A 24,637-nucleotide genomic window follows, 5' to 3' on the forward strand; every position below is an offset into this window, starting at 1 on the left:
CCCTCCGTGACCAGACACAGCGCGGGCCTGCTGATGTACCGCCGCCGCCCAGGGCGGCCGGTGGAAGTGTTGCTCGCCCATCCCGGCGGCCCTTACTGGCGCAGCAAGGACACCGGCGCGTGGACGCTGCCCAAGGGCGAGTTCGAGGAAGGCGAGGACGGCCTGGCCTGCGCCCGGCGCGAGTTCCGCGAGGAAACCGGCTGCGAGCCGACGCCGCCGTTCGCCGCGCTGGGCGATGTGCGGCAAAAGAGCGGCAAGCGCGTCTCGGCCTGGTGCTTCGAGGGCGACCTGGACCCGGACGATCTGCACAGCAACCTGTTCGAGATGGAGTGGCCGCCGCGCTCCGGCCGGCTGCGGCAGTTCCCGGAAGTGGACCGCATCGCCTGGTACGGGCTGGACGACGCCCGGGCCAAGCTGCTGCCCGCGCAGCTGCCTTTCCTGGAGCGGCTGGCGGCGGCGCTGGGCGATTAGCCCGCTGCCTTCCAGCCGGCCTCGCTCCAGGCGAAGGCCTCGCTGGCGGCCTCGTGGAAGGCACCGCGCTCCGGGTCCCAGGTCCAGCGATCGACGTGCAGCAGGTCGCCGTGCGAGCGGATCCGGTTGAAGGAGTTGTGCTCCCCGCGGCCCCGGGTGGAGGTGGCGGTGCCGGCCTGCACCACCAGCGCGGCGCGGCCGGCCACCGGGTAGCGCACCGCGGTGCTGGCGATGTGGCTGGTGTGCAGGTGGCCGGCCAGCAGCACGTCGGCGCCGGCCCGCAGGAACACTTCCATCGCCTCGCCGGCTCGGCCCACCAGGTGCTCTTCGTCGAAGCCGGCGGGCAGGTCGAACGGATGGTGCGTCACCACGATCTTGGTGATGCTGTCGGCCAGCGGCGCCAGCCGCGCGTGCAGGCGCCGCATCTGGCCTTCGTTGACCCGGCCGTCCTTGAAGGTGAGCGAGCGGGCGGTGTTGATGCCGCCGACGGCGATCTCGTCGTCGCAGTAGAACGGCTCCAGGTCGCGGGTGATGAAGCGCCGGTACTTGGTCAGCGGCTGCAGGAAGCGCTGGAACAGGTTGTACAGCGGCACGTCGTGGTTGCCCGGCACCACCACCTGCGGCTTGGGCAGGTCGTCCAGGAAGCGGCGCGCGGCGCGGAACTGGTGCGGCTTGGCGCGCTGCGTCAGGTCGCCGGAGACCACCACCACGTTGGGCTCGAGCCGGTGCACCAGCGGCACGATCGCGGCCACCACGGCGTCGTCGGTGCGGCCGAAGTGGATGTCGGACAGGTGGACGATGGTTTTCATGGGGCCTGTTCCTGCGGCGCCGGCACCATCACCCGCAGCGCAGCCGGCCGGATCCGGTAGCGCAGCGGCGCCTCCATCACCGTGACCTCGCCGTCGGTCGCCACCCGCAGCCGGCGGTGGCCGGTCTTCACCATGAAGTCGCGCGCGGTCAGCATGTCGAAATCGCGGGCCTGGTCCAGCCGGTGCAGCAGCGCCATCACGGCCAGCCGCAGCAGGCCGAAGCGGCCCATCCGGTGGGTGAGGTACAGCGAGAGCTCGCCGCAGTTCAGCGCCGAGCGCTCGCCGATCTCGAAGCCTTCCATCGTGTACTGGTTGTTGCCGATGAACACGAAGGGGGTGCGGCGGGTCAGCGTCTGGCCGTCGACCTCCACCTGCACCGTCAGCACCGGATAGCGGCGCGCGGCCGTGATGCTGGCCTCCAGCAGCGCGCGCCACTTGCTCTGGCCGAGGCGGCGCTGGCGCTGCTCGCGGTCGCGCACGATGTCCGGGTACAGGCCCAGGCTGGAATTGTTGATGAAGACGCGGCCGTTGACCTCGCCGACGTCCACTTCCAGCTGGCGGCCGGCGGCGATCACCGCGATCGCCGGCTGCTGCTCCAGCGGGATGCCCAGGTCCTTGGCGAAGTGGTTGAGCGTGCCCATCGGCAGCACGCCGAGCGCGACGCCGGTGCCGGCCAGCCCCGCGGCCACCGCGCTGACGGTGCCGTCGCCGCCGCCGGCGACCACCAGCCTGGCGCCCTGCTTGACCGCGGCGGCAACTGCCGGCGCGATCTCCGAACCCTGTTGCATCACCTTGAGATCCACCTGCAGGCCGGCGGCGGCGAAGTTCTCCTGCAGGCCGTCGGCCCAGGCCGGATTGGAGCCGTTGCCGGCCGTCGCGTTGACGATGACGGGAATGCGATCAGCCATGGGCCGCCTCCCCGCCGCGCCGCCGCCACAAGGCCCGCACGCCCGCCAGGCACAGCGCCAGCCAGAGCACCGCCTCGACGATCGCGCCCGCCACGTCGGTGAAGTAATGCAGCCCCAGGTAGATGCGCGACAGCCCGACTAGCAGCACCATCGCCACCGCGGCCACGGCCATCGCCCAGCGCCAGCGGCGGGCGCCCGGATGGGCGAACACCAGCGCCGTGAGGAAGCCGTAGAACAGCGCAGCGCCGGCGGTGTGGCCGCTGGGAAAGCTGTAGGTGGGCAGCGTCAGCACCGCGTCGGCGAAGTGCGGTCGCGGCCGCTGCACCAGGTTCTTGACCAGCACGTTCAGCAGCATGCCGCCCGGCACGGCGAGCGCCAGCGCCAGCAGCCACCAGGTCCTGCCGTAGCGATACAGCACCAGGCCCAGCACGGCGCTCATGGTCAGGATGCCGATGGTGCTGTGCCACAAGCTGACCAACAGCATCAGCTTGGTGGCCAGCGGGATCTGGTTCGCGTGGAACCAGGCGCTCAGGGGAAGGTCGATCAAGCAATATGCTCCTTGGCGGCTAGCCTAGCTGGTGTGGAGGCCGGCCGATGTCAGCCGAATTCTCCGTCGACGCGGGCCGCGCGCCGACAGCGCGCCGGCGCCTGGGTGCTAGCGTGGACCGGATGGCTGCTTCCAACAACGATGGCATGGTGCGGGTGCGCGGCGCCCGCGAACACAACCTCAAGGACGTGGACGTCGACGTCCCGCGCGATGCGCTGGTGGTCTTCACCGGCGTCTCCGGCTCGGGCAAGTCCTCGCTCGCCTTCGGCACGCTGTACGCGGAGGCCCAACGCCGTTACTTGGAGTCGGTCGCGCCATATGCAAGGCGCCTGATCGACCAGGCCGGCGTGCCGGAGGTCGATTCCATCGAGGGCCTGCCGCCGGCGGTCGCCCTGCAGCAGCAGCGCGGCACGCCCAGCGCCCGCTCCTCGGTCGGCAGCGTCACGACCATCTCCAGCCTGGTGCGGATGCTGTACTCGCGCGCCGGCAGCTATCCGCCCAGGCAGCCGATGCTGTACGCGGAGGACTTCTCGCCCAACACGCCGCAAGGCGCCTGCCCGCACTGCCACGGCCTGGGCCGGGTCTACGAGGTGACCGAGCAGACCATGGTGCCGGACGATTCGCTGTCGATCCGCGAGCGCGCCATCGCCGCCTGGCCGCCGGCCTGGCACGGCCAGAACCTGCGCGACATCCTGGTGACCCTGGGCTACGACGTCGACAAGCCGTGGCGCGAGCTGCCCAGGAAGGACCGCGACTGGATCTTGTTCACCGAGGAGCAGCCCACCGTTGCGGTCTACGCCGGCTTCACGCCGGCCGAGACCCGCCGCGCGCTCAAGCAGAAGCTGGACCCCAGCTACATGGGCACCTTCACCGGCGCGCGCAAGTACGTGATGCAGACCTTCGCCACCTCGCAGAGCGCGCTGATGAAGAAGCGGGTCTCGCGCTACATGGCCGGCGGCACCTGCCCGGTGTGCGAGGGCAAGCGGCTCAAGCGCGAGGCGCTGTCGGTGACCTTCGCCGGCCTGGACATCGCGCAGCTGTCGCAGCTGCCGCTGCAGGAACTGGCCGAGGTGCTGCGGCCGGCGGCGCAGCGCAAGCTGGGGGCGGCCGAGATGCACGCGCGCGCGACCCTCAGCCGCGAGGAGGCGCGCCAGGACACCGAACGCCGGGTCGCGGCCGGCGGTTCCGCCCACAAGGCGGCGCCCGACGTGCGGCGCACCGGCAACCTGTCGCAGGAAAAACAGCTGGCGGCGCAGCGCATCGCGCAGGACCTGCTGGGACGCGTCAAGACATTGACCGAGCTTGGACTGGGCTACCTGTCGCTGGACCGCAGCACGCCGACGCTCTCGCCCGGCGAGCTGCAGCGCCTGCGGCTGGCCACGCAACTGGGCTCGCACCTGTTCGGCGTGGTCTACGTGCTGGACGAACCCTCGGCCGGCCTGCATCCGGCCGACGGCGAGGCGCTGCTGGAGGCGCTGCAGCGCCTGAAGGCCGCGGGCAACAGCCTGTTCGTGGTGGAGCACGACCTGGCGGTGATGCGCCAGGCCGACTGGCTGGTCGACGTCGGCCCGGCCGCCGGCGAACTGGGCGGCGAAGTGCTTTACAGCGGACCGCCGGCCGGCCTGGCGTCGGTGCAGGCGTCGCAGACGCGCCGCTACCTGTTCAACCCGCCGCCCGCGCGGCAGACAGCGCCGCGCGAGCCGGCGCGCTGGCTCAAGCTGCAAGGCGTCACGCGCAACAACCTCAAGGAGCTGGACGCGGCCTTTCCGCTGGGCTGTTTCACCTGCGTCACCGGGGTGTCGGGCTCCGGCAAGTCCAGCCTGGTCAGCCAGGCGCTGCTGGAGCTGGTGGGCGAGCACCTGGGCCAGCAGCAGGAGGCCGAGGAAGAAGTCGATCCGCTGCTGGCGGAAGCGCCCGAAACCACCGGCGGGCGCATCGTCGCCGGCATGGACGGCGTGCGGCGGCTGGTCTGCGTCGACCAGAAGCCGATCGGGCGCACCCCGCGCTCCAACCTGGCCACCTACACCGGCCTGTTCGACGCGGTGCGCAAGCTGTTCGCGGCCACGCCGGCGGCGAGGCGGCGGCGCTACGACGCCGGCCGCTTCTCCTTCAACGTGGCCAAGGGCCGCTGCGAGACCTGCGAAGGAGAAGGCTTCGTCAGCGTCGAGCTGCTGTTCCTGCCCAGCGTCTATGCGCCCTGCCCGGCCTGCCACGGCGCGCGCTACAACCCGCAGACGCTGGAGATCACGCTGGAGGGCAAGAACATCGCCGAAGTGCTGGCGCTGACGGTGGACGGCGCCTGCGAGTTCTTCGCCGCCCACCCCGCGGTGCTGCGCCCGCTGCTGGTGTTGCGCGACATCGGCCTGGGCTACCTGCGCCTGGGCCAGCCCGCCACCGAACTCTCGGGCGGGGAAGCGCAACGGATCAAGCTGGCCACCGAATTGCAGCGAACCCAGCGCGGCGACACGCTCTATGTGCTGGACGAACCCACCACCGGCCTGCATCCGGCCGACGTCGAACGGCTGCTGGCGCAGCTCGATGGCCTGGTGGCCGCGGGCAACACGGTGATCGTGGTGGAACACGAGATGCACGTGGTGGCGCACAGCGACTGGGTGATCGACATGGGCCCGGGCGCGGGCGCGGAAGGCGGACGCATCGTGGCCTGCGGCACGCCGGCGATGCTGGCGCGCGAGCGGCGCAGCCGCACCGCGCCCTATCTCGCCGAAGTGCTCGCCGCGCCGGCGCAAACAAGTGAAAAAATTCCTGCCTCCGGCGCTGTCGATGCCGGCGACCTGGTGCCCGCGGAGTAACGCGCCGGGTCCGCGCCGCTGCGGATGTAACGGTGGGAACCCTGCTCACGAACCTGACCTCCAACCCACCGGGCCGGCTCTTTCTCAGGTTTCTTCACCGGCCTTCTTGTCCCCTGCCGCGCAAGCGGCGGGGGACTTTTCTCTTGTGCTTCACGTGCGCTTCACATTGCGGTGCGCGCGGCGTGCAATCGTTCACGCCATCAGCCAGGTCAGCGCATCGCCTTCGCGCGCGAACACCGCGATGGTCGGCGCATCGGCGGCCACCGTCACGGCGTCGCTGTCGATCAGGGTGGCGTCGCCGACCAGCGCCACGCGCACCGGCGGCTGGAACACGCGCACCAGGCGGTCGCAGATCATGAATTTCTCGGTGCTGTCCGGTTCGCTCGTGACACGCCGCAGGTCGATCAGGAACCGGTCCAGCGCGGCCCGAGACTGCGCCGCCTTCACCAGGTAGGCGAGCTGCAGGGCGTCGCCGTACTGCCAGCGGCCGACGACCTCGAAGCGCAGGTGCTTCGTTTCGGTGCGGGTGGAGACGATCAGGTTCATGGGCGTTATCGGCGTTTCGGAGCCGACAGCCTAAGGCAAAACCGGTTCCAGCGGGTGATCAGGGCGACAGGCCCAGCCCCGCCAGGTAGCTGTCCATCGCCTGTTCGCCGGTGCGCACCAGGTCGAAGGCGGCCGGATCGAGCAGCCAGTTCTGGATCAGGCCGTCGACCAGGGCGTGCAGCCCATGGGCGGCGGCCGCCACCGGGATCGCCAGCCGCACGCCGCGCCGGCGCGCGCTGCTGCGCAGCGCGTGCTGCATCTGGTCCAGGAATTGCTGGCGGATGGCCACATGGCGCGATCGCACCGCCCCCATCTCGTCGACGTATTCCACCTTCTGGGTGGCCACCTCGAACACCCGCCGCGTCTGGGCGTCGCCGGCGGTCGCGCGCAGGCCGCGCAGCACGCATTCGCGCAGGCCCGGCAGCGGGTCCTGGTCGGCGGCGGGCCGCTGGAAGGCGTTTTCCAGCGGCAGCGTCACCCGCGCCATCATGGCGTTGAACAGGTCCGCCTTGTCCTTGAAATGCCAGTAGATCGCGCCGCGCGTGGTGCCGGCGGCCAGCGCGATGTCGTTCAGGGAGGTGCGCGACACGCCCTTGGCCTGGAACAGGCACTCCGCCGCGTCCAGCAGGCTGGCGCGGGTGGCGAGGGCGTCTTCCTTGGTGCGGCGGACCATGCGTGCGGTTCTACAATCTGCGGCCCGACTGGGCACGCCCTAATATACATTCACTGGCGAATGTATACTGCAATGCCCCCACCACATGCTTAGGCCGCGGACCTGCGCCCGCGCCGCCGGATAGGAATTTTCATGGCCGTTTCGACCACGTTCGCCCCGTCGCACCCCCTGCCCCGCGCCCTGGCGGCCGCCGCCCTGCTGCTGGCGCTCGCCGCCTGCGGCGACAAGCAGGCGGCGCAGTCCGGTCCGCCCGGCGGCATGCCGCCGGCCGAGGTCGGCGTCCTGACCGTGACGCCGTCGGAAATCGGGCTGGTCACCGAGCTGCCGGGGCGGCTGGAGGCCTCGCGGGTGGCGCAGGTGCGGGCCCGGGCTGCCGGCATCGTGCTGCAGCGGTTGTTCCGCGAGGGCTCGGACGTGCGGGCCGGCCAGCCGCTGTTCAAGATCGACCCGGCGCCCTACGCCGCCACCTATTCGAGCTCGCAGGCGGCGCTGGCCAAGGCCCAGGCCAACGCGGCGCAGGCCACCATGCTGGCCGAGCGCTACAAGCCGCTGGTGGAAGCCAATGCCATCAGCAAGCAGGATTACGCCAACGCGGTGGCGGCACAGAAGACCGCCGAGGCCGACGTCGCCTCGGCCCGCGCCGCGGTGCAGACCGCCGGCATCAACCTGGGCTACGCCACCGTGACCGCGCCGATCTCCGGGCGCATCGGCCGCGCGCTGGTCACCGAAGGCGCGCTGGTCGGCCAGGGCGAGGCGACGCCGCTGGCGATGATCCAGCAGATCGATCCGATGTACGTCAACTTCACCCAGTCGGCCACCGACGTGCTGAACCTGCGCCGCTCGCTGGACGCCGGCCGCCTCAAGCGCGCCGGCGCCGACGCCGCCAGCGTGAAGATCCTGCTGGAAGACGGCACGGCGCACTCGCGCGCCGGCCGCCTGCTGTTCTCCGACCTGAGCGTCGATCCCACCAGCGGCCAGGTGACGCTGCGCGCCGAGGTGCCCAATCCCGGCGCCGTGCTGCTGCCCGGCATGTACGTGCGGGTGCAGCTGGAACAGGCCAAGGCCAGCAACGCCATCCTGCTGCCGCAGCAGGCCGTCACCCGCTCCGGCCAGGGCGACAGCGTGATGGTGGTGACGCCCGACGGCAAGGTGGGCCCGCGGCCGGTCAAGGTCGGCAGCGAGCAGAACGGCCAGTGGGTGATCCTGGACGGCCTGAAGGCCGGCGAGATGGTGATGGTGGACGGCTTCCAGAAGCTGCGTCCCGGCGCCACCGTCAAGCCGGTGCCGTGGCGCCCGGGCAGCCCGCCCGCCATGGGCGCGCCCGCCGCCGGCGCGGCGCCCGCCGCCTCTGCCGCCCGCCCCGCTGCCTCCTCAGCTTCCGCCCCCGCGGCAGCGAAGTAAGGAGCGCGCCGCATGGCCAAATTCTTCATCGACAGGCCGATCTTCGCCTGGGTGATCGCGCTGTTCATCATCGTGCTGGGCGGCGTGTCGATCACGCAGCTGCCGGTCTCGCAGTACCCGCCGGTGGCGCCGCCCGCCATCATCGTGTCGGCCAGCTATCCCGGCGCCTCGGCGCAGACGCTGGAAGAGAGCGTGATCAGCGTGATCGAGCAGGAGATGAACGGCTCGCCGGGCCTGATCTACATGGAGTCGGTCAGCCAGGCCAACGGCTCGGGCAACATCACGCTCAGCTTCCAGCAGGGCACCAACCCCGACCTGGCGCAGGTCGACGTGCAGAACCGGCTGGCCCGCGCCACGCCGCGGCTGCCGGCGGCGGTGACGCAGCAGGGCGTGCGGGTGGACAAGTCGCGCTCGAACTTCCTGCTGTTCACCATCCTGTCCTCGGACGACCCGGCCTTCACGCCGACGGCGCTGGGCGACTACGCCTCGCGCTCGGTGCTGCCCGAGATCCAGCGCATCCCGGGCGTCGGCCAGGCGCAGCTGTTCGGCACCGAACAGGCGATGCGGATCTGGATCGACCCGGCCAAGCTGCTCAGCTTCGGCCTGTCGCCGGCCGAAGTGAACGGCGCCATCCGGGCACAGAACGCGCAGGTCTCCGCCGGCTCGATCGGCGAGCTGCCCAACATCCCCGGCCAGGGCGTGGCAGCCACGGTCGTGGTGCCGGGCCAGCTCACCACCGTGGAGCAGTTCCGCAACATCGCGCTGCGCGCCAACACCGACGGCTCCACCGTGCGGCTGCGCGACGTGGCCCGGGTGGAGCTGGGCGCCCAGAACTACGCCACCTCGGCGCGCCTGAACGGCAAGCCCTCCACCGGCATCGGCGTGCAGCTCGCGCCCACCGGCAACGCACTGGCCACCGCCCAGGCCGTTCGCACGCGGATGCAGGAGCTGTCCAAGTTCTTCCCGCCCGGCGTGAAGTGGGAAATCCCGTACGACAGCTCGCGCTTCGTCAGCATCTCGATCCGCCAGGTGGTGGAGACGCTGCTGGAGGCGGTGGCGCTGGTGTTCCTGGTGATGTTCCTGTTCCTGCAGAACTGGCGCTACACCATCATCCCGACATTGGTCGTCCCTATCGCGCTGCTGGGCACCTTCGGCGCGCTGATGGCGCTGGGCTTCTCGATCAACGTGCTGACCATGTTCGGCATGGTGCTGGTGATCGGCATCGTGGTGGACGACGCCATCGTGGTGGTGGAGAACGTCGAGCGCATCATGAGCGAGGAAGGCCTGCCGCCGCGCGAAGCGACGCGCAAGGCAATGGGCCAGATCCAGGGCGCCATCGTCGGCGTGACGGTGGTGCTGATCTCGGTGTTCGTGCCGCTGGCGTTCTTCGCCGGCTCGACCGGCAACATCTACCGCCAGTTCGCCGCCGTGATGGTGGCCTCGATCAGCTTCTCCGCCTTCATGGCGCTGTCGCTGACGCCGGCCCTGTGCGCCACGCTGCTCAAGCCGGTGGAGGCCGGCCACCACCACGAGAAGAAGGGCTTCTTCGGCTGGTTCAACCGCGGCTTCTCGCGCACCGCCAAGGGCTACGAAAGCGTGGTCGCGCGCGTGCTGCGGCGCGCCGTGCGCTACCTGGCGATCTACGCCGCAGTCATCGCCGTGGTGGCGCTGGTCTACACCCGGTTGCCGACATCGTTCCTGCCCAACGAGGACCAGGGGACGATGCTGATCAACGTGCAGCTGCCGCCGGGCGCCACCCAGGAGCGCACCCGCAAGGTGATGGAGCAGGTGGAAAGCTACATCCTCAAGCAGCCCGACGTGCAGAGCATGGTCGGCGTGCTGGGCTTCAGCTTCTCGGGCCAGGGCCAGAACGCCGGCCTGGCCTTCGTGACGCTGAAGGACTGGAACCTGCGCAAGGACCCCAGCCAGTCGGCCGAGGCGATCGCCGGGCGCGCCTTCGGTGCGCTCTCGCAGATCCGCGACGCCTTCATCTTCCCGCTCAGCCCGCCGCCGATCCCGGAGCTGGGCACGGCGTCCGGCTTCACCTTCCGGCTGCAGGACCGCGGCGGCGCCGGCCACGACGCGCTGGTGGCCGCGCGCAACCAGCTGCTGGGCCTGGCAGGCCAGAGCAAGATCGTCGCCCAGGTGCGGCCCGACGGCCTGGAGGACGCGCCGCAGCTGCAGATCGACATCGACCGCGACAAGGCGGCGGCGCTGGGCGTTTCCTTCGACGCCATCAACACCACGCTGTCCACCTCGCTGGGCTCGGCCTACATCAACGACTTCCCCAACCGGGGCCGGCTGCAGCGGGTGCTGGTGCAGGCCGACGCGCCGGCGCGGATGCAGCCGGACGACGTGCTGCAGCTCAACGCCACCAACAACCAGGGCAAGCCGGTGCCGCTGTCGTCCTTCGCCACCACCCGCTGGATCAACGGCGCGATGCAGACGGTGCGCTACAACGGCTATCCGGCGATGCGCATCTCCGGCGCGCCGGCGCCCGGCTACAGCACCGGCGCCGCGATGGCGGAGATGGAAAAGCTGGCCGCGCAGCTGCCGCAGGGCTTCGGCTACGAGTGGACCGGCCAGTCGCGCGAGGAAAAGCTGGCCGGCTCGCAGGCCATGATCCTGTACGGCTTCGCCATCCTGGCGGTGTTCCTGTGCCTGGCGGCGCTCTATGAAAGCTGGTCGATCCCGCTGGCCGTCATCCTGGTGGTGCCGCTGGGAGTGCTGGGCGTGCTGCTGGCGACGCTGCTGCGCAAGTACTCGAACGACGTGTACTTCCAGGTCGGCCTGATCACCATCATCGGCCTGTCGGCCAAGAACGCGATCCTGATCATCGAGTTCGCCAAGGACCTGCAGGCGCAGGGCAAGAGCGTGATCGAATCGGCGCTGGCCGCCGCCCACCTGCGCTTCCGCCCGATCGTGATGACCTCGATGGCCTTCGGCCTGGGCGTGCTGCCGCTGGCGCTGGCCTCGGGCGCGGGCTCGGCCAGCCAGCGCGCGATCGGCACCGGCGTGATCGGCGGCATGATCACCGGCACCGGGCTGGCGATCTTCTTCGTGCCGATCTTCTTCGTGATCGTGCGCGGCTATTTCAAGGACAGCGAGCGCCAGCGCAAGATCCACGCCCACGAGCTGGACCGCGAATTGCCGCCCGGCGCGTCGGCAGGAGACCAGGTATGAAGTTGCCCTTCCAGCCCCGCATCGCCGCGCTGGCCGCCGCCGCCCTGCTGGCGGCCTGCACCTCGATGGCGCCCAGGTACGAGCGGCCCGCGGCGCCGGTGGCCGCCACCTGGCCGCAGGACGCGAGCACCGAAGGCACGCCCGCCGCCGCCGACATCGACTGGCAAAGCTTCTTCACCGACCCGAAGCTGCGCGAGCTGATCGCGCTGGCGTTGCGCGGCAACCGCGACCTGCGCGTCGCCGTGCTGGCGATCGAGCAGGCGCGCGCGCAGTACCAGATCCGCCGCGCCGACCTTCTGCCCACCGTGGGCGCGCAGCTGAGCGCCTCGCGCGCGCCGAACGCCAGCGGCCATCTGGCGAATACCTTCTCGGCCGGCCTGGCCCTGAGTTCCTGGGAGATCGATTTCTTCGGTCGCATCGCCAGCCTGAGCGACGCCGCGCTGGCGCAGTACCTGGCCACCGAGGAAGGCCGCAAGGCCGCGCAGACCAGCCTGGTGGCGGCGGTGGCCAACAGCTGGCTGTCGCTGGTGGCGGACGAGGACCTGCTGGCGATCACCCGCCAGACGCTGTCCACCCGGCAGGAATCGCTCAAGCTGGCCAAGCTGCGCTTCGACAACGGCGTCACCTCCGAGCTGGATTACCGGCAAGCCGAATCGCTGACCGAGTCGGCCCGGGTCACGCTGGCGCAGCTGCAGCGCCAGCGCGCGCTGGACGAGAACGCGCTGGTGCTGCTGATCGGCCAGCCGCTGCCGCCCTCGCTGCAGGCCAGCGCCGGCATCGACGCCGTCACGCTGCCCGACGTGCCGGCCGGCATGCCCTCGGACCTGCTGGTACGGCGGCCCGACATCCGCCAGTCCGAGCAACTCCTGAAGGCGGCCAACGCCAACATCGGGGCGGCGCGCGCGGCGTTCTTCCCGCGCATCGCGCTGTCGGCGACGGCCGGCAGCGCCAGCAACGAGCTGACCGGCCTGTTCAAGAGCGGCAGCTGGGCCTTCTCGCTGGCGCCCTCGCTGCTGCTGCCGATCTTCGACGCCGGCCGCAACCAGGCCGGCCTGCAGTCGGCCACCGTCGGCCGCGACATCGCGATCGCGCAGTACGAGAAGTCGATCCAGACCGCCTTCCGCGAAGTGGCGGATGCGCTGGCCGGCCGCACCACGCTGGCCGACCAGTTGCAGGCCCAGCGCGCCGTGACGGCCGCCGAGAGCGCGCGGCTGAAGCTGTCGGACCTGCGCTACAGCAACGGCGTGGCCAGCTACCTGGACCTGCTGGACGCGCAGCGCTCGCTGTTCGCGGCGCAGCAGGCGCTGGTGCAGACCCGGCTGGCCCAGCTGCAGAGCCAGGTGGCCCTGTACAAGGCGCTGGGCGGCGGCTGGACGGACGGCACGGCAGACGCGCCGCGGCCGTAAGTCGCGCCCGTCGCGCCAGCGTGGCTGTCATCCGGCTCAGGGCCGGGATGACGCCAATCATTTCCCGCCGGCCAGCCCGGCGGCGATGTTGATCGACAGGCCGAGGATCGCGAAGTTGTAGAAGAAGCTCAGCACCGACTGCGCGATCACGGCCGCCCGCATCGGCGTGGTGAGGACCTCGACGTCCGAGGTCTGAGCCGCCGTGGCGATGGTGAAGGCGAAATAGGTGAAGTCCAGGTACGACGGCGTCTGCAGCCCTTCGGGAAAGCGCAGCGGCAAAGTGTCCTGCGGTGCCGAGTAGTACATGTGGGCGTAATGGAAGGTGTAGAGCGCCCCCAGCAGCAGCCACGAGCCCAGCACCGTCAGCAGCGTGATGCCGTAGACGAACCACTGCCCCTCGCCGGCCTTCAGGCCGTGCGCGAGCTCCGCCACGATCGCCACCAGGCTCAGCACGGCCGCACCGGACATCACGACCATCAGGCCCGCGCTGCTGGCGTCCTCCTGCTTGGCGATCTCGCGCACCCGCTCGGCGCTGCTGGGCAGCATCAGCCAGGCCAGCGAGCCCAGGTAAGGCCAGACTGCCAGGTTCCAGGCCACCAGCACGCGCGACGCCAGGGTCCAGTCCGAGGGCAGCAGCAGGAACACCGCCGTGCCCCATACGCCGGCGGCCAGCAGGCGCGGGCGGTGCTTGCCGAGATGGCTGAGGCGGAGAAAAAATGAACTCATGGACTTGCGCGGAGCCTAACAGGCCCCGGCGCACCGCGACACCGGTCAGTCTCTCGTCAGTGCGCGTCCGCTAAAAAACCAATCGCGTCAGGAGCTTCCATGGACCACTACACCGCCTTGCCCACGCATGCGTTCTCCGGCACCGCCCGGCTCTGCGAACCGGACCCGACCGCGCTGCAATACACGCTGGACTCGCCGGCGATGCGGGTGATGACGGACCTGACGCAGGTCAGCGCGGTGGTGATCGAGCCGCAGGCGACCATGGATGCGGCGCACGCGATGATGCAGCAGCGCGGCGTGCGCATGCTGCTGGCGCTGGACGGCGACGGCAAGCTGGCCGGCCTGATCACCGCCACCGACATCCTGGGCGAGAAGCCGATGAACGTGGTGCGCGAGCGCCGCATCCGCCATTCCGAGCTGCTGGTGTCCGACGTCATGACGCCCGTCTCGCGCCTCGACGCCTTCGAGTGGAAGGCGGTGCAGGCGGCGCGGGTGGGCAACGTCGTCGCGCAGCTGCAGCACGCCAGGCGCCAGCACGCGCTGGTGACGCAGACCGGCCCCAACGGCCAGGTGCTGGTGCGCGGCATCTTCTCGCTATCGCAGATCGCACGCCAGCTCGGACTGCCGCTGCAGCTGCCGGAAGCGGCCAGCTCCTTCGCCGAGATCGAGGCCGCGCTGGTTTCCGGCTGATTGCGCCGGGCGTCATCGCGTACATTGCCTGTCGAGGCAACGACGCGATGACCAAGACTCCTTCTCCTTCTCCTTCCCCCCTGCCGCCGTTCCAGGCGATCGCCGACCTGGTCGGCCGCCACGCCGCCGAGCGGCCTTCGGGCACCGCGCTGGTCGAGGGCGAGCGCAGCGTCACCTGGGGCCAGCTCCATGCGATGGCCGACCGCATCGCCGCCTCGCTGCAGCGCGACGGCCTGCGGCCCGGCGAATCGATCGCCATCTGCGCGGCCAACTCGCTCGAATACGTGGCGGTGTTCGTCGGCGGCCTGCGGGCCGGCGCTGCGGTGGCGCCGCTGTCCACCCATTCCTCGCCGCAGCAGCTGGCGACCATGGTGGCCGATTGCGGGGCCCGCCATTTCTTCGTCGACGGCGCCGTGCCGGCCTTCGCGACCGGGGCGCGGCGCATCTTCATGGACGGCTCGGCCAGGCCCCGCCTGCAGGACTGGCTGCTGCCCGCCGGCAGCAGGCCGCGCGCAGTGACGGTGACGCCCGAGGCTCCGTTCAACATCATCTATTCCTCCGGCACCACCGGCACGCCCAAGGGCATCGTGCAGCCCCATGGCATGCGCTGGGGCCACGTGGCGCGGGCCGAGAGCTATGGCTACGGGCCGCAGGCAGTGACGCTGATCGCCACCTCGCTGTGTTCCAACACCACGCTGGTCTGCTTCTTCCCGACGCTGGCGCGCGGCGGCACGGTGGTGCTGGCGCCGCCGAAGTTCGACGCCGGGGCCTGGCTGGCGCTGGCCGAGCGGCACCGGGTGACGCACACGATGCTGGTGCCGGTGCAATACCAGCGCATCCTGGCACGCGAGGATTTCGACGACTACAACCTGTCGGCCTTCCACATGAAGTTCTGCACCAGCGCGCCGTTCCACGCCGCGCTCAAGCAGCAGGTGCTCGATCGCTGGCCGGGCGGGCTGGTGGAGTTCTACGGCATGACCGAGGGCGGCGGCACCTGCGTCCTGGAGGCGCACACGTTTGCGCACAAGCTGCACACGGTGGGCCGGCCGGCCGAGGGCCACGACATCCGCACCATCGACGAGGACGGGCGCGAGCTGCCGCCCGGCGAGACCGGCGAGGTGGTGGGCCGCTCCGGCGCCATGATGACGGCGTACCACAGGCAGCCGGCCAAGACGCGCGAGGCCGAGTGGCACGACGCGCAGGGCAATCGCTTCATCCGCACCGGCGACGTCGGCCGCTTCGACGCGGACGGCTTCCTGACGCTGATGGACCGGCGCAAGGACATGGTGATCAGCGGCGGCTTCAACATCTATCCGAGCGACCTGGAAGCGGTCCTGCGCGAGCACGCGGCGGTGGCCGACGCCGCGGTGATCGGCGTGCCGTCCGACGAATGGGGCGAGACGCCGGTGGCCTATGTCGTGCCCGCGGCCGGCGCCGCCGAAAGCCCCGAGCAGATCCGCGCCTGGCTCAACGCGCGGGTCGGCAAGACGCAGCGCCTGTCGGGCCTGCGCTTCACCACCGAGCTGCCAAGGAGCGAGATCGGCAAGGTGCTCAAGCGGCAGTTGCGCGAGCAGTGGCAGCGGTCATCAGACGCCTGACAGATAGGAGCGCCCCAACGATCGACGCTGCGCTGCGAGGGGGAAGAGCGTGGCAGGTAACGGAGCGATAAATCGGGGTCAACCTTTCCAGACTCTGAGAAGGGCAGCCAATCCTCGAAGACTCGGTGGGGTAACGATCAATGCCAATGCTGCAAGCCTTACCAGCGGATGGTCTTTGAAGAAGTCGAATCGAGGCATTGAGATTCTCCGTCGCATGCCGCTATTTTCCGGACGCAGTTGCCGTGCGGACTTGAGCAACGGTCCGATCGTGTCGCCTTGGAGTACGTCGTCGGGTCCTCGTTGAGGCGCCTCCGCCGAACATAGGATTGCTTGCTGCTACAAGACCAACTCGTTCAAGGCCGGTGGTCGGGATGGGGTGGGCGCAGGGCCATTCGCGGTCGCTACACCTTCTGGGCCTCATTGACCTGCTTGACGCGGTAGCGGCAGCGTCCATGGGAAGACGCCCGCGAGCGTGCCCGGAGAACACCCCGTCCCGGCCGCCGGCCGTGCCAATCAAACATCCGCGCGAGGCGACGTCTGGATGCCGGGTCGAGCCCGGCATGACAGCCAGCGCTACGCGCGCAGCCGAGGCAGCAGCCCCAGCGCGTTGTCCCGCTCGATCCTGCGCAGGTCCGCGGCGTCGAACACGCCGCAGTCGCGCAAGCCCTTCACGTGGTCGATCGCGGTGCGGTACGGGAAGTCGGTTCCCAGCACGATCTGCGACACCGGCACGACCTTGGTCAGCGCCGACATCGCCGCCGGGTTGGCGACCTGCGCAGTGTCGTAGTAGAAGCGCCGCAGTTCGGCCGCCACGCCCTGGGGAAACAGCGGCGCGCTGCTGGGAACCAGGATCGGGTTGCGCACGAAGCGTTCGATCAGGAACGGCATCGTTCCGCCCGCATGCGAGAAGATCCAGCGGATGTCGCGGAAGCGCGCGGCATTGCCGTTGAACAGGACCGAGGCGATGGCACGGGTGGTGTCGGTGCCGAACTCGATCATCACCGGCTGCACGTTCGGCTGCAGCTTGGCGCAGCAGTCGGCCGTGGTCGGATGGGTGTAGACCACCGCCTTGCGCCGGTTGAGCTCCTCCATCACCGGGAAGAACACCGGGTCGCCCAGCCACTTGTCGCCATAGCTGGTGAGCAGGCCGATGCCGTCGGCCTTGAGCACGTCCAGCGCATAGGCGATCTCGCGGTGCGCGCCTTCGACGTCGTACATCGGGATGGCGGCGAACTGGCCGAAGCGGCCGCGGTGGTCGGCCACCAGCCTGGCGCCGTACTCGTTGCTTTCGCGCGCCAGCCGGCGGCCGGCGGCCTGGTCGAGCCCGGGGAGCACCACGCCAGGCTGGGTGATGGACAGCATGGAGGTGGCGATGCCGGCCCGGTCCATGTCGGCCAGCGACTTCTCCACCGACCAGTTCAATGCCGGCCCGTCGATGCCGCGGCTGCGCATCAGCGCCAGCCACGGCGGCGGCGAGAGGTGGTGGTGCACGTCGATCCGGCCCGCCGCCTGCGACAGGTCCAGCGCCGCGGCGGGAGCGGCCGCCGTCGGCGCCGGGCCGGCGGCGCAGCCGGCCAGCGTGGCGGCACCGGCCGCCGCGCCGAGCAGCAGGCGGCGCCGGCTCATGCCGGGGCCGGCCGGTGCGTCACAGGATGCGCAATGGCGCCAGCGGGCCGACTGCAGCGTTGTCGATTGCTCCATGGATGTCTCCGTCGTAGTTGTCCGCGCAGCTTAACGGCCTCAGGCCGGTTCGGCTACCCTGGCGCCATCGATGCCGTGCCGCGCCAGCGCGTCGGCGACGAAGCCGCTGCGCTTCATCCGTTCGACGAAGTCGGCCAGATAGGCGTGGGCCTGGGCGCCGCGGTCCTTCGGCATCGCCATCGCCTGGTGGATCACCATGAAGCGGCCGTCCAGCACGCGCACGCCGGCGATGCGCCTCGCGTCCGCCTCCAGCTGCTGGCGCACGCCGGCCGCCACCGGATGCCCGCCCTCGAGCATGGCGGCCACCACCGCTTCCGAGGTCGGCACCTGCAGCAGCGTGGCGTGCTGGATGGCGCGCGCCAGGTAGAGCGCATAGGCGCTGCCGGCCCCAACCACGATCGTGGTGCCGGCGCGGTCCACCTGCTCGTTGGCCTTGATCGGCGAATCCTGCGGCACCAGGTAGGCGCCCTCGATCTGGACATAGGCGGCGGTGAACTGGATCCTGTCGGCCCGCAGCGGATCGATGGCCATGAAGCCGACGTCGGCCGCGCCGTTGCCCAATGCCTCCACCGACTTGGCCGCGGTCTGGAACTGCAGGAATTCGACCGGCACGCCCAGCTCGCGCGCGAGTTCTTTCGACAGGTCGATGGTCACGCCGGCCGGCTTCTCGCTGGCGGTCTTGCTGTGGGCCAGCACCGCGTTGCCCAGGTTGAGCGAGGCGCGCAGCACGCCGGTGGGCGCGAACTGCGCGACGAGGGAGGGAGTGACGGTCATTGCAGTCCTTGGAGCGGTCGCGCGATTATTGCGCCGACGGCCCGCTACTCCACCAGCGCCACCGACTTCACCTGCGCCCACACCGGCGTGCCGGGCTGCAGGGCCAGCGCGTCCACCGCCCGCGCCGTGACCCGCGACAGCAGGATGGAGCCGCCGCAGGCCAGCTGCACCAGCGCCTGGGACGGATGGGCGTCCTGCGCGATGGCGCGCACCACGGCCGGCAGCAGGTTCTGGATGCTGGTGTTGCGCGGCTCCTCGGTGGCGATGCTGACGTCGCGCGCCAGCACCCGCAGCCGCAGCGCAGTGCCGATCGCGGCGCCGCTGTCCCTCAGCCACAGGCCGCCGCCGTCGAAGTCGACCCGGGCCAGCTGCCAGCGGGCATCGCGTTCGCCGACCGTTCCTTCCAGCAGCGCGCCGGCTTCCTCCCCCAGCAGCACCGGCGCCGCGATGCCGGCCAGCACGCCGGCCGTGGGGCCGCAGGCGGCGACGCTGCCCCGCTCCAGCACCACCAGCGTGTCCGCCAGCCGCGCCACCTCGTCGGCCGAGTGGGTGACGTACAGCATCGGGATGTGCAACTCGTCGCGCAGCCGCTCCAGCCAGGGCACGATCTCGCGCCGGCGCGCCAGGTCCAGCGAGGCCAGCGGCTCGTCCAGCAGCAGCAGCCGCGGCTGGGTGGCGAGCGCGCGCGCGATCGCCACCCGCTGGCGCTCGCCGCCGGACAGCTGGCCGGTGCGCCGCTGCAGCAGCGCCCCGATGCCGAGCAGCTCAATCGCGCCGTCGAGCGCAATCGCCTGCTGCGCTCCGCCGCTGCGCCGCAGGCCGTAATGCAGGTTGCCGCGCACGTCCAGATGGTCGAACAGGCTGGCCTCCTGGAACACATAGCCCAGCGGCCGGCGCCAGGTCGCAACGAAGACGCCGTGCGCATCGTCCTGCCACACTTCGCCGGCGACCTGCACCAGCGCATCGCGGGCCCGTTCCAGCCCGGCGACGCAGCGCAGCAGCGTGGTCTTGCCCGAGCCCGAGGGCCCGAACACCGCGGTGATGCCGCGCGGCGGCAGCGCCAGGTCCACCTTCAGCGCGAAGTCGCCGCGCGCCAGCGCCAGCCGGATCGCGCCGCCGTCCGCGCTCATGCGAGCACCCGCGGGTTGCGGCGGTTGGCCAGCGACAGCAGCAGCAGCACGGCGAACGAGAACGCCAGCATGCCGCCGGCCAGCCAGTGCGCCTGCGCGTACTCCAGCGCCTCCACGTGGCCGTAGATCTGGGTGGACACGACGCGGGTTCGGCCCGGGATGTTGCCGCCCATCATCAGCACCACGCCGAACTCGCCCACCGTGTGGGCGAAGCTCAGGATGGCGGCGGTGACGAAGCCGGGCCGCGCCAGCGGCAGCGCCACCGTCAGGAAAGCGTCCAGCGGCCGGGCCCGCAGCGTCGCCGCCACTTCCATCGGCCGCGCGCCGACGCCCTCGAACGCGTGCTGCAGCGGCTGCACCGCGAACGGCAGCGAATAGACCACCGAGCCGAGCAGCAGGCCGCCGAAGGTGAAGGGCAAGGTGCCCAGACCCAGCGCCTGGGTCAGCTGGCCGCCGGGGCCGTGCGGACCGAGCGTGACCAGCAGGTAGAAGCCCAGCACCGTCGGCGGCAGCACCAGCGGCAGGGCAACCACCGCGCCGACCGGCGCCCGCCAGCGCGATTGCGTGCGCGCCAGCCACCACGCGAGCGGCGTCGCCAGCAGCAGCAGCACCACGGTCGCCAGGCTGGCCAGCTGCAGCGTCAGGCGGATGGCGGCCAGGTCGTCGGCCTTGAATTGCGGCATCGGCGGCTCAGGGCTGGTAGCCGTAGGAGCGGATCACGGCCTGCGCCTTCGCGCCCTTGAGGTACGCAACCAGCGCCGCGGCAGCCAGGTTGTCCTTGCCGGCGGCCAGCAGCACCGCGTCCTGGCGGATCGGCGCGTGCAGGCTGTCCGGCACCACCCAGGCCGACCCGGTGGCGATGCGGCCCGCCTCCATCACCTGCGACAGCGCAACGAAGCCCAGCCTCGCATTGCCGGTGGCGACGAACTGGTAGGCCTGCGCGATGTTCTCGCCCTGCACCAGCCGCGGCTGCAGCGACTGCAGCAGGCCGAGCGCGGACAGCGCCTGGACGGCGGCCGCGCCGTAGGGTGCGAGCCTGGGATTGGCGACAGCGATGCGGCCCTCGCCGGGCTGGCGCAGCACCTCGCCCTTGTCGTCCACCACGCCCGGTTGCGCGCTCCACAGCACCAGCCGGCCGGTGGCATAGGTGAAGCGGGTGCCGGCCACCGCGGCGCCCTCGTGCTCCAGCCGCGCCGGCGTCTCCTGGTCGGCGGCCAGCAGCAGCTGGAACGGCGCGCCGTTGCGGATCTGGGCGTAGAACGCGCCGGTGGCGCCGAAGGACAGCAGCGCCCGGTGGCCGGTCTGCGCCTCGAAGGCGGCGGCGATCCTGCGCATCGGCGCGCTGAAGTTGGACGCGACCGCCACCTGCACTTCGGCGGCGCGGGTATCCGTCAGCGCGGCCGCGACGAGGACCGCGAGGGCGAGGAGCCTGGCAGGATGGGGCATCGCAGCGCTATTCTGGAATGGAATAGCGAAAGTATAGGGGCGGCGGCACAATCGGGCCATGACGACACCGCTGAAGCTGGCCGGGGCGCTCGGCCACGAGGCCGCGGACAAGCGCATCGACATCCTGCGCCGGATCGGCCAGGCCGGCTCGATCTCCGAGGCGGCGCGGGCGGCCGGCGTCAGCTACAAGGCCGCCTGGCAGGCCATCGACACCCTTGGCAACCTGGCCGGCAGCCCGCAGGTGGCCATCGCGGTGGACGGCGCCGGCGGCGGCGGCGCCCGCCTGACGCCGGCCGGCCGCCAGCTGCTGCAGGCCGCCGACGAGATGGCGCGCGCCCGCGAGCAGGCGCTGGCGCGGCTGGACGGGCGCAGGGGCGCCGCCGCGGCCGCCGTCGCCGCGGCGCTGGGCATGCGCACCAGCATGCGCAACCAGCTGCCGTGCAGCGTCAAGGCGATGAAGACCGCCGGCGGGATGGTGCGGGTGGAACTGGCGCTGGCCGACGGCGGCATGCTGGCGGCCCGCATCACGCGCGAGAGCGCGCAGCTGCTGGCGCTGGCGCCCGGGCTGCCGGTGCTGGCCCTGTGCAAGGCGACGGCCGTCCACGTCGGCGCGACGATCGCGCGTGCTGCCGGCCGCAACCTGCTGCGCGGCAGCGTGACGCGCGCCTCCCGCGCGGCCGGCGGTGGCGAGGTGGCGCTGGCGCTCGATGCCGGCCTGCAGCTGGTGGGGTTCGCCGGTTCCGGCCACGGCCTGAAGCCGCGCTCGGCCGCGATGGCCAGCGTCGACGAAACCGCGGTGGTGATCGCGCTGGCGGCCTGAAGGACGCTAGGAGCGCGCCGACTGCATCGCCGCCACGAAGGCCGCGAGCTCGTCGCGCCCCACGTCCGAGACCGCCCAGAAGCGCATGCCGCCCTGGCTCCAGCTGGCCAGCTGCCAGCCCTGCCGAACCGCGTGCAGCGTCGCGGCGGGCGCCGCGGCCGGGGCCGGCAGCACGAACACGTTGATCGTGTGGCCGCCCTTGCGGTACACCAGCGCGGCGACGGGGCGCTGCTGCAGGTAATCGAGCCGGCCGCCGATCAGCGGGAAGCCCTCGTCGGCCAGGTCGATCACCGGCGGCGCGTAATCGAGCTTGCCGGTGAACCAGGGCTTGACCGTGTGCCGGTCCGAAGAGGCGACGTCGGTCAGGTGGCCCGCCATCAGCGAACGCAGGTGGCCTGCGACGACCTGCTGCTCGACCTGGTCGGCATCGCGCGCGGCATCGAGGGACGCCATCAGGGACACGGCCAGCAGCGCGCCGCAGGCGAAGCTCGCGGCCAGCGGGAACCAGCGCCACCAGGCGCTGCGCGCGGTGCTCGCCGGCGCCGGGGCGGTGGCCTGCTGCTCCAGCAGGTAGCCGATGCGCCGCTTCAGGCCCGGCGGTGCCTGGTAGCGCGTCAGGTGCACCTTCAGTTCGGGCGGCAGGTCGGGCATGGGTTCGGTGCTCATCGGCTTGGCCTCATCGCTGGTCGCCCAGGTCGTGGTACAGCAGCCGGCGGGCACGCGACAGCCGCGACATCACCGTGCCCCGGGGAATCGCCAGCACCCGGGCGATGTCGTCGTAGCTCAGTTCCTCGATCTCGCGCAGCACCAGCACTTCGCGGAACGGCACCGGCAGCCGGCCGATCGCGGCGCTGACCTGGGCCCGCTCCAGCTTGCGCAGCAGCACCGTCTCCGGCGTCTCCACCCGCTGCTGGCCGTCCAGGCTGGGGCCGTCGGCGTCGTCGACGTCGCACTCCACCTCGCGCGAGCGTTTCTGCTGCGCGAACCACGAATAGCAGCAGTTGCGCACGATCCCCAGCAGCCAGGGCCGCGCGTCGCCGCCGTGGAAGCTGCCGAAATAGCGCCACGCCCGCAGGTAGGCGTCCTGCACCACGTCCTCGGCCGCGTGCTCGTCGCGCACCAGCCAGCGCGCGAGGCTGTAGGCCGCGTCCAGGCAGGGCAGCACCTCGGTTTCGAATCGGCTGTATTGGTCGTTCAAGGGATCGTGCCTCGGGCCTGGTGCATACCGGCCCGGTCCTGAATTTATTCCCGTCCGGCGGCGAATCAAGGATTTCTTTTTGCGCGGGGAATATGGCGCGCCGCGCACCGGTATCCACGGCATGAAGACCACCATCCTGCTTGGCGCCGCGCTGGCAATCGTTGCGGCGCATGCCCGGGCCGCAGGCGACGCCGCCCGCGGCCAGCAGCTCTATGCGCTGCGCTGCGCCGCCTGCCATTCCATCGACTACAACGGCGTCGGCCCGGCCCACAAGGACCTGATCGGCCGGCGCGCCGGCACCGCGCCCGGCTACAGCTATTCGCCTGCCCTGAAGAACTCCACCGTGGTCTGGGACGAAGCCAGCCTGACCCGGTGGCTGAGCGGGCCGGAGCAATTCATCCCGGGCCAGAAGATGTTTTTTTCCATCCCCGACCCGCAGGAGCGCGCCGACATCGTCGCCTGGCTGCTGCAGGCCGGCCGCCGGCGTTCCGTGCCAACCACCTCAGGAGAACCCAAATGACCAATCGCCGTGAACTGATGAAGCTCGTCGCCCTGGGCGGCGGCGCCGTATACCTGTCGGGACTGGCCGGCTGCGCGGCCGGTGCGTCGCTGCCCGCGGGGGCCGCAGCCTACGACGACTTCTATTTCGTGCAGCTGTCCGATGCCCACTGGGGCTTCGCGGGGCCGCCCAATCCGGACGCCGCCAACACGTTGCGCAAGGCGGTGGCCACGGTCAATGCGCTGGAGACGCCGCCGGAGTTCATCGTCTTCACCGGCGACCTGACGCACAGCACCGACGACCCGGCCGAGCGGCGCCGCCGGCTGGCCGGCTTTCGCGAGATCGTCTCCGCGCTCAAGGTCCAGCCGGTGTACTTCCTGCCCGGCGAACACGATGCGGCGCTGGACCGCGGCGCGGCCTACCAGGAGTTCTTCGGCGAGACCCACTACTCCTTCGACCACAAGGGCGTGCACTTCATCGCGGTGGACAACGTCTCCGATGCCGGCGCGCGCCTCGGCGACGAGCAGCTGGCCTGGATGAAGGCCGACCTGGACGCGCGGCCCAAGGACAGCCCGATCGTGGTGCTGGCGCACCGGCCGCTGTTCGACCTGGAACCGAAGTGGGACTGGGCCACGCGCGACGGCCAGCAGGCCATCGACATCCTGCTGCAGTACCCGAAGGTCACCGTGTTCTATGGCCACATCCACCAGGAGAACCACCACATGACGGGCCACATCGCGCACCACTCGGCCAGGTCGCTGATCTTCCCGCTGCCGGCGCCGGGCAGCCAGCCGCAGCGCACGCCGCTGCCCTGGGACCCGGAGCACCCGAACCGCGGGCTGGGCTTTCGCGAGGTGCAGGCCGAACCGGAGACGGCCCTGTACAAGATCCAGGAATTCGGGGTCACGCGGGCATGAGCGCGCCGGCAGTCGGACGCCGCGCATGGATCGCGCAGGGACTGGCGCTGGCCGCGCTGCCGGCGCTGGCATTGCTCGGACGGCGGGCAGCGGCGCAAGCGGAAGAACCGCAGGTGGTCAAGCTGGTGGCCCAGCGCTTCCACTACACGCCGGCGCAGTTCGAGGTGAAGGCCGGCCGGCCGGTGGTGCTGGAGTTCACCGCGCTGGACTTCGTGCACGGCTTCAACCTGCCCGACCTGAAGCTGCGGGCCGACCTGCCGCCCGGCACCGTGACGCGAGTGCGCTTCACGGTGGACAAGCCCGGCAGCTACGACTTCCTGTGCGACAACTTCTGCGGCGACAAGCACGAGGAGATGAGCGGCCGCATGCTGGTGACGGCCTGAA

General features: G+C 71.0%; 24 protein-coding genes. 11 read left to right on the forward strand and 13 right to left on the reverse strand.

What is annotated here, in order from left to right:
* Nucleotides 1-6: 6 nt before the first annotated feature.
* A complete protein-coding gene (locus ACFPOE_RS07685; RefSeq protein ID WP_376849468.1) occupies nt 7-471 on the forward strand; it encodes an NUDIX hydrolase in 465 nt (154 codons plus the stop codon).
* Here ACFPOE_RS07685 and ACFPOE_RS07690 read toward each other — a convergent pair.
* Genes ACFPOE_RS07690 through ACFPOE_RS07700 form a run of 3 tightly spaced genes read right to left on the reverse strand, consistent with a single transcriptional unit; the run spans nt 468 to nt 2,735 of the window.
* Nucleotides 468-1,280, reverse strand: coding sequence for a metallophosphoesterase family protein (locus tag ACFPOE_RS07690; protein ID WP_376849470.1), 813 nt, complete (start codon nt 1,278-1,280; stop codon nt 468-470). The two genes, ACFPOE_RS07685 and ACFPOE_RS07690, sit on opposite strands and share 4 nt — an antisense overlap.
* Nucleotides 1,277-2,188 carry a diacylglycerol/lipid kinase family protein gene (locus ACFPOE_RS07695; RefSeq protein ID WP_376849471.1) on the reverse strand — a complete coding sequence of 304 codons (912 nt, stop codon included), beginning with the start codon at nt 2,186-2,188 and terminating at the stop codon, nt 1,277-1,279. The genes ACFPOE_RS07690 and ACFPOE_RS07695 overlap by 4 nt, the downstream gene beginning before the upstream one ends.
* The gene (locus tag ACFPOE_RS07700; protein WP_376849473.1) at nt 2,181-2,735 is read right to left on the reverse strand and encodes a phosphatase PAP2 family protein; all 555 of its coding nucleotides are present in this window, start codon (nt 2,733-2,735) and stop codon (nt 2,181-2,183) included. The genes ACFPOE_RS07695 and ACFPOE_RS07700 overlap by 8 nt, the downstream gene beginning before the upstream one ends.
* A gap of 122 nt (nt 2,736-2,857) precedes the next feature.
* Here ACFPOE_RS07700 and ACFPOE_RS07705 point away from each other — a divergent pair, with 122 nt between their 5' ends.
* The gene (locus ACFPOE_RS07705) at nt 2,858-5,545 is read left to right on the forward strand and encodes an excinuclease ABC subunit UvrA (RefSeq protein ID WP_376849474.1); all 2,688 of its coding nucleotides are present in this window, start codon (nt 2,858-2,860) and stop codon (nt 5,543-5,545) included.
* 192 nt (nt 5,546-5,737) lie between these two features.
* Here the strand turns inward: ACFPOE_RS07705 and ACFPOE_RS07710 are convergent, their stop codons facing one another.
* Nucleotides 5,738-6,091 carry a hypothetical protein gene (locus ACFPOE_RS07710; protein ID WP_376849475.1) on the reverse strand — a complete coding sequence of 118 codons (354 nt, stop codon included), beginning with the start codon at nt 6,089-6,091 and terminating at the stop codon, nt 5,738-5,740.
* Nucleotides 6,092-6,149: 58 nt separating this feature from the next.
* Nucleotides 6,150-6,764, reverse strand: a complete 615-nt coding sequence (locus ACFPOE_RS07715; RefSeq protein WP_376849477.1) for a TetR family transcriptional regulator — start codon at nt 6,762-6,764, stop codon at nt 6,150-6,152.
* Between the two features lie 132 nt (nt 6,765-6,896).
* Between ACFPOE_RS07715 and ACFPOE_RS07720 the strand changes: the two genes are divergently transcribed.
* The 3 genes from ACFPOE_RS07720 to ACFPOE_RS07730 are packed head-to-tail and all read left to right on the forward strand — an operon-like array spanning nt 6,897 to nt 12,754.
* Nucleotides 6,897-8,165 carry an efflux RND transporter periplasmic adaptor subunit gene (locus tag ACFPOE_RS07720; RefSeq protein WP_376849478.1) on the forward strand — a complete coding sequence of 423 codons (1,269 nt, stop codon included), beginning with the start codon at nt 6,897-6,899 and terminating at the stop codon, nt 8,163-8,165.
* Nucleotides 8,166-8,177: 12 nt separating this feature from the next.
* Entirely contained in the window at nt 8,178-11,348 is a 3,171-nt protein-coding gene (locus ACFPOE_RS07725; protein WP_376849479.1) for an efflux RND transporter permease subunit, read from the forward strand.
* Nucleotides 11,345-12,754 carry an efflux transporter outer membrane subunit gene (locus tag ACFPOE_RS07730; RefSeq protein WP_376849481.1) on the forward strand — a complete coding sequence of 470 codons (1,410 nt, stop codon included), beginning with the start codon at nt 11,345-11,347 and terminating at the stop codon, nt 12,752-12,754. Before ACFPOE_RS07725 ends, ACFPOE_RS07730 begins: the two co-directional genes overlap by 4 nt.
* Nucleotides 12,755-12,811: 57 nt before the next feature.
* On the opposite strand, the gene ACFPOE_RS07735 is transcribed toward ACFPOE_RS07730, so the two are convergent.
* Nucleotides 12,812-13,480, reverse strand: coding sequence for a DUF1345 domain-containing protein (locus tag ACFPOE_RS07735; protein WP_376849482.1), 669 nt, complete (start codon nt 13,478-13,480; stop codon nt 12,812-12,814).
* Between the two features lie 99 nt (nt 13,481-13,579).
* Between ACFPOE_RS07735 and ACFPOE_RS07740 the strand changes: the two genes are divergently transcribed.
* On the forward strand, nt 13,580-14,170 hold the full coding sequence (locus tag ACFPOE_RS07740; RefSeq protein ID WP_376849483.1) for a CBS domain-containing protein: 591 nt from the start codon (nt 13,580-13,582) through the stop codon (nt 14,168-14,170).
* A 47-nt stretch (nt 14,171-14,217) separates the two neighbouring features.
* Nucleotides 14,218-15,768 carry a class I adenylate-forming enzyme family protein gene (locus ACFPOE_RS07745; protein ID WP_376849484.1) on the forward strand — a complete coding sequence of 517 codons (1,551 nt, stop codon included), beginning with the start codon at nt 14,218-14,220 and terminating at the stop codon, nt 15,766-15,768.
* Between the two features lie 573 nt (nt 15,769-16,341).
* Here ACFPOE_RS07745 and ACFPOE_RS07750 read toward each other — a convergent pair.
* From ACFPOE_RS07750 to modA, 5 genes are read right to left on the reverse strand one after another with little or no spacing between them, the layout of a single operon-like run.
* The gene (locus ACFPOE_RS07750; RefSeq protein WP_376849486.1) at nt 16,342-17,469 is read right to left on the reverse strand and encodes an amidohydrolase family protein; all 1,128 of its coding nucleotides are present in this window, start codon (nt 17,467-17,469) and stop codon (nt 16,342-16,344) included.
* 39 nt (nt 17,470-17,508) lie between these two features.
* Nucleotides 17,509-18,243, reverse strand: coding sequence for an ABC transporter substrate-binding protein (locus tag ACFPOE_RS07755; protein ID WP_376849488.1), 735 nt, complete (start codon nt 18,241-18,243; stop codon nt 17,509-17,511).
* Between the two features lie 44 nt (nt 18,244-18,287).
* Nucleotides 18,288-19,373 carry a molybdenum ABC transporter ATP-binding protein gene (gene modC, locus ACFPOE_RS07760; protein WP_376849489.1) on the reverse strand — a complete coding sequence of 362 codons (1,086 nt, stop codon included), beginning with the start codon at nt 19,371-19,373 and terminating at the stop codon, nt 18,288-18,290.
* Nucleotides 19,370-20,056, reverse strand: a complete 687-nt coding sequence (modB, locus tag ACFPOE_RS07765; protein WP_376849490.1) for a molybdate ABC transporter permease subunit — start codon at nt 20,054-20,056, stop codon at nt 19,370-19,372. Before modB ends, modC begins: the two co-directional genes overlap by 4 nt.
* Nucleotides 20,057-20,063: 7 nt before the next feature.
* Nucleotides 20,064-20,819 (reverse strand): molybdate ABC transporter substrate-binding protein, encoded by a 756-nt coding sequence (modA, locus tag ACFPOE_RS07770; protein WP_376849492.1) that lies wholly within the window; start codon nt 20,817-20,819, stop codon nt 20,064-20,066.
* Between the two features lie 58 nt (nt 20,820-20,877).
* Here modA and ACFPOE_RS07775 point away from each other — a divergent pair, with 58 nt between their 5' ends.
* A complete protein-coding gene (locus ACFPOE_RS07775) occupies nt 20,878-21,639 on the forward strand; it encodes a TOBE domain-containing protein (protein ID WP_376849493.1) in 762 nt (253 codons plus the stop codon).
* Between the two features lie 6 nt (nt 21,640-21,645).
* On the opposite strand, the gene ACFPOE_RS07780 is transcribed toward ACFPOE_RS07775, so the two are convergent.
* Nucleotides 21,646-22,305: an anti-sigma factor family protein gene (locus tag ACFPOE_RS07780; protein ID WP_376849494.1), complete on the reverse strand. Its 660-nt coding sequence runs from the start codon at nt 22,303-22,305 to the stop codon at nt 21,646-21,648.
* A gap of 10 nt (nt 22,306-22,315) precedes the next feature.
* On the reverse strand, nt 22,316-22,837 hold the full coding sequence (locus ACFPOE_RS07785; RefSeq protein WP_376849496.1) for a sigma-70 family RNA polymerase sigma factor: 522 nt from the start codon (nt 22,835-22,837) through the stop codon (nt 22,316-22,318).
* A gap of 121 nt (nt 22,838-22,958) precedes the next feature.
* Between ACFPOE_RS07785 and ACFPOE_RS07790 the strand changes: the two genes are divergently transcribed.
* Genes ACFPOE_RS07790 through ACFPOE_RS07800 form a run of 3 tightly spaced genes read left to right on the forward strand, consistent with a single transcriptional unit; the run spans nt 22,959 to nt 24,636 of the window.
* Nucleotides 22,959-23,357, forward strand: coding sequence for a c-type cytochrome (locus ACFPOE_RS07790; protein WP_376849497.1), 399 nt, complete (start codon nt 22,959-22,961; stop codon nt 23,355-23,357).
* The gene (locus tag ACFPOE_RS07795) at nt 23,354-24,253 is read left to right on the forward strand and encodes a metallophosphoesterase family protein (protein WP_376849499.1); all 900 of its coding nucleotides are present in this window, start codon (nt 23,354-23,356) and stop codon (nt 24,251-24,253) included. The genes ACFPOE_RS07790 and ACFPOE_RS07795 overlap by 4 nt, the downstream gene beginning before the upstream one ends.
* Nucleotides 24,250-24,636 carry a cupredoxin domain-containing protein gene (locus ACFPOE_RS07800; protein WP_376849501.1) on the forward strand — a complete coding sequence of 129 codons (387 nt, stop codon included), beginning with the start codon at nt 24,250-24,252 and terminating at the stop codon, nt 24,634-24,636. The genes ACFPOE_RS07795 and ACFPOE_RS07800 overlap by 4 nt, the downstream gene beginning before the upstream one ends.
* Nucleotide 24,637: the final 1 nt, after the last annotated feature.

The sequence above is a fragment of the Caenimonas terrae genome (assembly GCF_042655405.1).
GTDB lineage: Bacteria > Pseudomonadota > Gammaproteobacteria > Burkholderiales > Burkholderiaceae_C > Ramlibacter > Ramlibacter terrae_A.